Source organism: Caballeronia sp. SEWSISQ10-4 2 (genome assembly GCF_030464885.1).
Classification (GTDB): Bacteria; Pseudomonadota; Gammaproteobacteria; order Burkholderiales; family Burkholderiaceae; genus Caballeronia.
On the sequence record NZ_JALPRJ010000169.1, the window covers coordinates 1 to 7,087 of the forward strand.

6 protein-coding genes and 1 pseudogene are annotated in these 7,087 nt (G+C 57.2%); all 7 read right to left on the reverse strand.

Annotated elements, in window-relative coordinates:
* Positions 1-116: 116 nt before the first annotated feature.
* Positions 117-1,439, reverse strand: a complete 1,323-nt coding sequence (locus M0D69_RS42945; RefSeq protein WP_301787866.1) for a sugar ABC transporter substrate-binding protein — start codon at positions 1,437-1,439, stop codon at positions 117-119.
* A 395-nt stretch (positions 1,440-1,834) separates the two neighbouring features.
* Positions 1,835-2,593: a GolD/DthD family dehydrogenase gene (locus M0D69_RS42950; RefSeq protein ID WP_301787861.1), complete on the reverse strand. Its 759-nt coding sequence runs from the start codon at positions 2,591-2,593 to the stop codon at positions 1,835-1,837.
* A gap of 278 nt (positions 2,594-2,871) precedes the next feature.
* Positions 2,872-4,155 (reverse strand): D-tagatose-bisphosphate aldolase, class II, non-catalytic subunit, encoded by a 1,284-nt coding sequence (locus M0D69_RS42955; protein WP_301787862.1) that lies wholly within the window; start codon positions 4,153-4,155, stop codon positions 2,872-2,874.
* Complete coding sequence (locus M0D69_RS42960; protein WP_301787863.1) at positions 4,148-5,134, reverse strand: sugar kinase; 987 nt, start codon at positions 5,132-5,134, stop codon at positions 4,148-4,150. Before M0D69_RS42960 ends, M0D69_RS42955 begins: the two co-directional genes overlap by 8 nt.
* The gene (locus M0D69_RS42965) at positions 5,127-5,426 is read right to left on the reverse strand and encodes a hypothetical protein (RefSeq protein WP_301787864.1); all 300 of its coding nucleotides are present in this window, start codon (positions 5,424-5,426) and stop codon (positions 5,127-5,129) included. The genes M0D69_RS42960 and M0D69_RS42965 overlap by 8 nt, the downstream gene beginning before the upstream one ends.
* Positions 5,427-5,450: 24 nt before the next feature.
* Positions 5,451-6,266, reverse strand: a complete 816-nt coding sequence (locus M0D69_RS42970) for a DeoR/GlpR family DNA-binding transcription regulator (RefSeq protein ID WP_301787865.1) — start codon at positions 6,264-6,266, stop codon at positions 5,451-5,453.
* Between the two features lie 4 nt (positions 6,267-6,270).
* Positions 6,271-6,915: pseudogene (locus M0D69_RS42975) on the reverse strand (MFS transporter); the annotation flags it as partial.
* Positions 6,916-7,087 lie beyond the last annotated feature (172 nt).

Sequence of the window (7,087 nt, forward strand, 5' to 3'; positions counted from 1 at the left end):
TAACCGTGTGGGAGGGGGGGATTAAGTTGACTCATGATCGTGTCACCTCTCGATGCGCGGGCCGTGCCTTGTATGTCACGCGGCCCGCTCTGCCGCGCCGGATTGCAGCGCGTGCATTACTTCAGGTAGCCGGCCTGGCGTACCGCCCGATCAGTTATCGCCTGCCCGGACTTCAGCGCCTGATCGACGGTCGTTTGCCCGGCGACCGCACCCGAGATGCTTTGACCCACTACCGTGCCAAACGACTGGAACTCCGGAATGCCGACGAACTGCACGCCGGTATATGGCACCGGCTTCGCGGTCGGATGATCTGGATCCGCCGTCTCGATCGCGTTCCGTACGAACTCTGAAAACGGAGCAGCAGCCTTGTATTCAGGCAGCTGGTAGGTCGAGAGTCTGGTGCCGGGTGGGAGGGATGCCCAGCCGATATCGGCTCCGACCAGCTTGATGTATTCTTTCGAAGTCGCCCACGCGATGAACCTCTTTGCTGCATCCTGCGATCTCGACGTCTTTGGGATCGCGAGCGCCCAAGACCACAGCCAGTGAGAGCCCTTAACTGTATCCTGGACTGGGGCCGCCGCGAATCCCACCTTGTCTGCCACCGAAGATTCCTTTTTGTTGTACAGGATGCCGGCAGCGGAGGTTGCATCGACCCAGATGGCACACTTGCCGCTTGTCATCAAGGAAAGATTTTCGTTGAATCCGTTCGAACTGGCTCCAGGGGCACCGTATTTCTGCAAGAGGTTCACGTAGAATCCGATTGCGCGCTTCCATTCAGGAGAGGTGAGCTGTGCATGCCATTGCTCGTCAAACCATCGGCCGCCAAACGTGTTAACGAGGGTACCGACGTAAGCCATGTTCTCCCCCCAACCCGCCTTGCCGCGAAGGCAAATGCCATATACGCCGTTCTCCTTGTCCGTCAATTTTTCAGCAAATCCCTGGATCTGTTCGTAGGTGGGGTGGTCGGGCATCGTCAGACCCTTTGCCGCGAACAAATCCTTTCGATAGAACGTCATCGAACTTTCTGCGTTGAACGGAAGCGCGTAAAGCTTACCGTCATTAGATAACCCGTCGCGCACGGTCTTGAACAGGTCGTTGAGGTCGTAGTCCGCCGGTAGGTCTTTCACTGGAACGAGCCACCCTCGCTTCCCCCACAACGGCGCCTCGTATGTTCCGATCGCCAGAACATCAAACTGGCCGCCGTTGGTCGTGATGTCCGTCGTCAGGCGCTGACGAAGTACATTTTCCTCAAGCACCACCCATTTCAACTGAATGTCAGGGTTAGCCTTTTCAAAAGCTGGTGACAGCTTCTTGAGCTCAATCTGATCGTTATTGTTGGGTACGCCGATCGTCACGGTGGTGGCATGCGCAACGCTGCATACACCCAGGATGCTACACGCGGACGCAATCACGGTGAGACGACGGCATAACGTGCGCATTCCCTGACTACGATATAGTTTTGTCTTCATTTCCGTCTCCTTAATATTAATCAAGCACCGAAATTTGGCGGAGCGCCTCAATCATGAATGAAATGCTCGCAGCCGAATTACTATATAAGCGAAAAGATATTTACGAGATAACTCTTAGTTCTCCAAAAAAAGTCGGATACTGCATTTAAATGAGCCCTGCCGGGAACTGAAAACCTGATTCCGAAGCGGTGCTGCACCACCGTAAAATGACGTTCAGTATTTCTTCTTGACTATTTACCCAGCAAGCCAGACGGATCTCGCCGTTTACATGAACCAACGCACGAGAGGATTTACGATTGGTTGGTCGCTCTCTCGTATGACGAAGCCCGGGCTACATCGACCCGATCACTTAATGTGCGTAAGACTTAGGTGATGGTGTAGCCTCCGTCGACCATCAGGTTTGCGCCATTTATCATGGCCGCTTCCGTGCTCGCCAGGTACATTATGGCGGACGCTATCTCGGCAGGCTTCGCAAACCGACGAGTTGGTATTGCGGCTCGGGCTCGCTCCCCTATCTCGCCCGCCCACCCACTTAGACCTAGTTCGGTCTCAACCACCGTTGGTGAAATGGCGTTGACCGTAACTCCCCTAGGTGCCCATTCGAGCGCCATACAATTTGTCATTCCGATGATTCCGGCCTTGCTCGCGCAGTAGGCAAGGTGACCCTCGATGCCAATGACTGCGGCTTGCGACGCCAAGTTTATAATCCTTCCGCTTTTCCGCGCGAGCATGAGTGGCGCGAACGCTCGGGCGACCAAAAATGGTCCGGTTAAGTTGACGGCGATTGTTTTGTCCCACGTCTCTAATGGAAAATTCTCCGCCGGCGCAAGGGGTCCGATACCAGCGTTATTGACTAACACGTCCACGCGACCACAAAGCGCCAAAATTTCATTCGCCGCCGCGGTTACCGACTCGGCGTCAGTGACATCAACAACCCAACCGGTATGTTTGGAGCCCAAACCTGCGGCCACTTCTTTGACCGACTCTGCGCGGTCCATGAGCGCCAAGGTGGCACCCGCGTCTGCAAATAGTTCCGCAGCTTTTCGTCCGATTCCGGCCGCTGAGCCAGTGATCACAACAACAGCATCCGTAAAATCGTAAGAGGTGTTTGACTTAGAGACCATATTGTTCCTTGATCGCGCGTTTCTATAGGTGCCTCCGGTCAGATTCGACCGGTTCGGCTGCGATTGATAGACCGATGTGGGTCTTGAATAGCTGATCTGATCGCCTGTCCGAACGTGAATTCAACTCCAGCGGGAATCCCGCGACGTCATCCCCGTGTGTATCCCGATTGCAGCCCCGATGACGAAGGTGACCTTGTCGTTCATCCGCATGTGCGTCTCCTTTTGTTTCATCCCGGTCTTCATTTGACGATATGCCAGCCCGCCATGAGCGCACGCCTTCAGACCATGCACGCTGCCGCATACTTACTGATGACGTGCCGGACCTTGCTCTGCACGATGCTCATCGGGGATGCGTCGATCGCGCCCCGACGAACTTGCCAATACTGTTCCGGCAGGTAACGGCTTAGCAGGTTTTCGGGGATGGCGACCCCATTTAGGTTGCTGATCAGCTTCTGCGCCGCTGCTTCGATCTCGGGATCGGCCCAGTAGTACCGGACGCGATCGCTGTAGCTGTACGTGCGCAACAGTCGCTTTTCCCTGTCATCACCGTGGTAATATTTTTCCCAGTTGCCCGGCTTGGCCAGCATTACCCTTTCGACGATCTGGCGCAGGTTTGATCGGCCACTTTCTGCCATCAGTTCGGATTCAATGTCCGCCAGCGCGTGGAGTGCCTCGCGCAGCGCGAAGGTCACGCCAGGTCCCACCTTTAGGATGGCAAAACCGTCCCGCACCAGCGCGGCCAGTGCTTCTGGCTTCTGGTAATCAGTCGAGTGCGCTTCGAAAATCATGCCAGGCAGCTGGGCAAGGACTTTCGAAAGTTCGGTCGCCAGTTCCGGCTTGTAATTAACAACCTTGGTATGGTCGAACTCAACGCCCGGCTGGACAACAAGCGCGATAACACGCTGCCAGGAGGCATCCAGCCCATGGGTACGCCAAGCATCGCGATGAACAGCCACGGTATCCAGCGCGGCCTCCCAGCGAGTGACCTCTACCGTTTCGAGCTCTTCGGCAGCACCACCCGGCACGGGCACTTCCGTGCCTATGATGTAGACCGGTTTCGTCCCCTTGGTCCCGCGCTCGGCTGCCGCCTCGGCAACGGCGCACAGACGCGCGGCTCGTTGCGCAACCACTGCGTCTGAGAGTCGAGCCGGATCGCCAGCGCAGCTCATGCTGGTGTCGAGGTGGATTTTCGAAAACCCCGCTGCCACATACGCGTCGATGAGCGCTTCCGCTCGCTGCATCGCCTCTTCGGACGGAAGAGCTCGCCATGCGTTGGGGCCAAGGTGATCGCCGCCTAGAATCAGTCTGTCTTTGGAAAGCCCCACGCGGTCTGCAATAAGGTGGACGAAACGCACAAAATCCGCGGGCTTCATTCCCGTGTAGCCGCCAAACTGGTCAACCTGGTTCGAAGTCGACTCAATCAAAAGCGGCGTGCCATCGTCCAGTGCCTGCTTCATTGCCGCGCCCAGCACCCAGGGATGAGCAGAACAGATGGAATAGATCCCTTTCATCTTTTGCGCCGCCGGATTTTCACCGGCCAGGCGCGCCACGATGTTATGCATCGGTTTGCTCCCCAGCTTTCGCAATGAATTCGTCGAGTTCGGCAAGCGTCGCTGTCCCTTCCATCGGTCCACGGCAAGTGACGGCCCGCGCACCGCTCGCGCATGCGTAGCGCAACGCTTTGTCTGCACCGAATCCCTGCAAGCGGCAGGCTATATACGTTGCGCCGAAGCAATCGCCGGCGCCCGTCGGATCCATTTCCTGCACTCGAAAGCCGGGAATATGGATTTCATTCAGCCCATCATAGAAGCTGCATCCATCCTTGCCGCGCTTGACGACGATTTCGCGAATCCCGCGCTTTAGCAGTTCTTCAATAGCCCCGTGCTCGGTGCTTGCGCTGGCGAGCAGCGTCACTTCATGTCCGCTTGGCAGAAAGACGTCCGTGTAATCGAGAATGAAGTCCAGCGCCTCCCGCATTTCCGGAATGCGCAGCATTTCTTTGCGGATGTTCGGGTCAAAGCTCACCGTCCCGCCGTGGCCCTTGACAATCTCGATAACCTTTTTCATCGCTTCAATGATGCGAAACGAAAACAGCGACGACCCCATCACATGGAAGTGCTTGCAGTCCTTCAGCAGGTCATCCCTGATGTTGCCGACCGACAATTGCCCCGAAGCGCTGTTGGCAATGTTAAAGATAAAATCGCGTTCGCCGTCCTCCCGGTATGTGACAAAAGCGCTACCAGTCGTGGCGGATTTGATGACCGAGATACCCGATACGTCGACACCGTCGGAGCGCAGGCGTTCGACGTTGAGCGCGCCGAAGTCGTCACCACCCACGCAACCGATCATCGCGCAGCGGCTGCCTATGTGCGCGACTTGGTCAATGAAAATCGCCGGAGCGCCACTCGCATACGGACCGATCAGGGTGCCCGGGCGCCGGAACGACTGCCCGCGCTCCGTCGCCATAATTTCGACGAGGATCTCACCCATCGCCAGGATATAGCCGGCCTTGCCGGCTTTGTGGAGTTCAGTGTTAGCCATGGCGCTTTGAGTCAACGGGCGAAATCATAATGACATCGACCTTGCGGGTGACGAAATCCTGGATTTCTGCAATCTGCTTGCTCAGGTTCTGATGTGCAATCGCGATGTACAGCTTCGCGTTGTCTTTCTGCACTTCCTGTTTCATCGCATCGGCCAGAGCTACGTAAAACGGATGCTGCTGCGTGAGAAGCGATGCACCGATAGTGACCTGATCGGCGTGCGCCATCGGAACAGCGGCATACGAGGCGATAGCAGCCAGCGCTGCGACGATGGTGTTTTGCTTCAAATTCATGGTGTGTCTTCCTCTGCCAGTGGACTAGGCTGTGCATTTGCGAAACTCAAGAATTCCGCTTTCCCTTCTGTGGAGCTGGAGGCCCTTGCTCGGCATCAGCTCCATTGTCGGCGGGTCAATTCCGTCATCGAGCAAAAGAGCGTCGATGTCAGAAACGTTCCCGAAAACATTTCCGTCGTGCTCAGCCAGTTGCGGCTGATATGCGACTACGATCGTGCGGGCGGCACCTCGCCTAGCCGCTTCAGATACGCGCGCAACTGCGGGATCTGCGCAAAGAAGATTGCCGTCCCGATCAAGACCCGACGCCTCCAGGATGCACAGGTCGATTGATCTGCGCGTCACCGCCGCTTCCGCGTCGGGACCAGTCAACGCCGTGGCGCCTTGCTCAAGCTGCCCGCCTGTAAGCAGTAACTCGCAGTGAACGAAGCGCTGCGCGGTCTGTGCCATTCCAATGTCCTGCAACAGCAGCGCGAGGTTCGCCCTGTCCGAGAGAAACGGCAGGATCTTGTGGACTATGTCCCCAGCGCCCAGCATCAGCGATTGATGATCATCGACGGCCTCTGCCGCGAAACGGGCGATCGCCGTCTCCCAAGCCTTTCGCGCCGCACCGTCGGCCTCCGGAATGAGGACGTTATTTCCCGACCGCTGGGCGAGATAGCGAGCTTTCCCGAAAGAGCGGACGAGGTAACGCTGCTCCTCGAGATAGGTGAGGTCAGTGCGAATCGTCACGCTAGACACGTCGAACGCCAGGCTGAGCTCCTCGACCGAAACTTCGCCGCGCTTGCGGACCAGTTCAACGATCTGCAGGCGCCGCCTCAGGGAACTCTTGTTTGCCAGCATATATCTAATCTCGAAAATAACGCCCTTGTTTCGAAAGATTATAGTTTCGATACGAAAGTCCACCAAGGGGTTTCTGCAGGGCGGAGGTAGTGATTTTCCCTAGCGTGCAATCGGGGGCTCTGATGCCATGCATGCCCATGCCCATGCCCCACAGCGCGGCGCCGAGAATTGCCAGTCCGAAATTGCCGCCCAAAAACACTAGTGGCGCAAAGAATAGCGAGACGCCGGTCAATCCGATCAGCACCTTAAATCCGTAGCGGTCGAACAGGCGGCCGAGCACGAGCGACGCTCCGCCGCTCACTGCCATCGCCACGGCATAGAAGATTGGAATCCATTCTGTTGTCAGCGTGTGATGTTTGACCCAGTGATAGGCGATGAGCGGATAGTCGGCAAAGCCTGCCGCGACGAGACCCGCGCCGGCGAGGTAGACCCAGTAAAGTGTCGGGAAGCCCCCCGCCTCTCCCGTGCTCGGCGTGCGCTGCTCCATGTCCTGGGGACGCGGAAAAACCAGGCGTGCCACCGTGAGAAAACACAGGTTAATTAGGGCGGGCACGGCCATGACAGCAAACGCCAGCTGGTAGTCGCCGCGCGTCGCGAGCACTGCCGCCACGACAAGCGGCCCCACCCTCGCACCCAACTGGTCGCACGCATTCGTGAATGCCGAAAACCCAGCCGTATCGGCCTATGCGTTGCGCGGCGTTCGAGAGGGTTCTGTCGCGGTAAGGCGGTTGAGTCGTACAAAGCCGATATGATGAGGATAGCTTATGTCACCAACGAGTAGAACTGGGAGGCTGCAGATGGCTTGATTTTGCCAGCGTGTT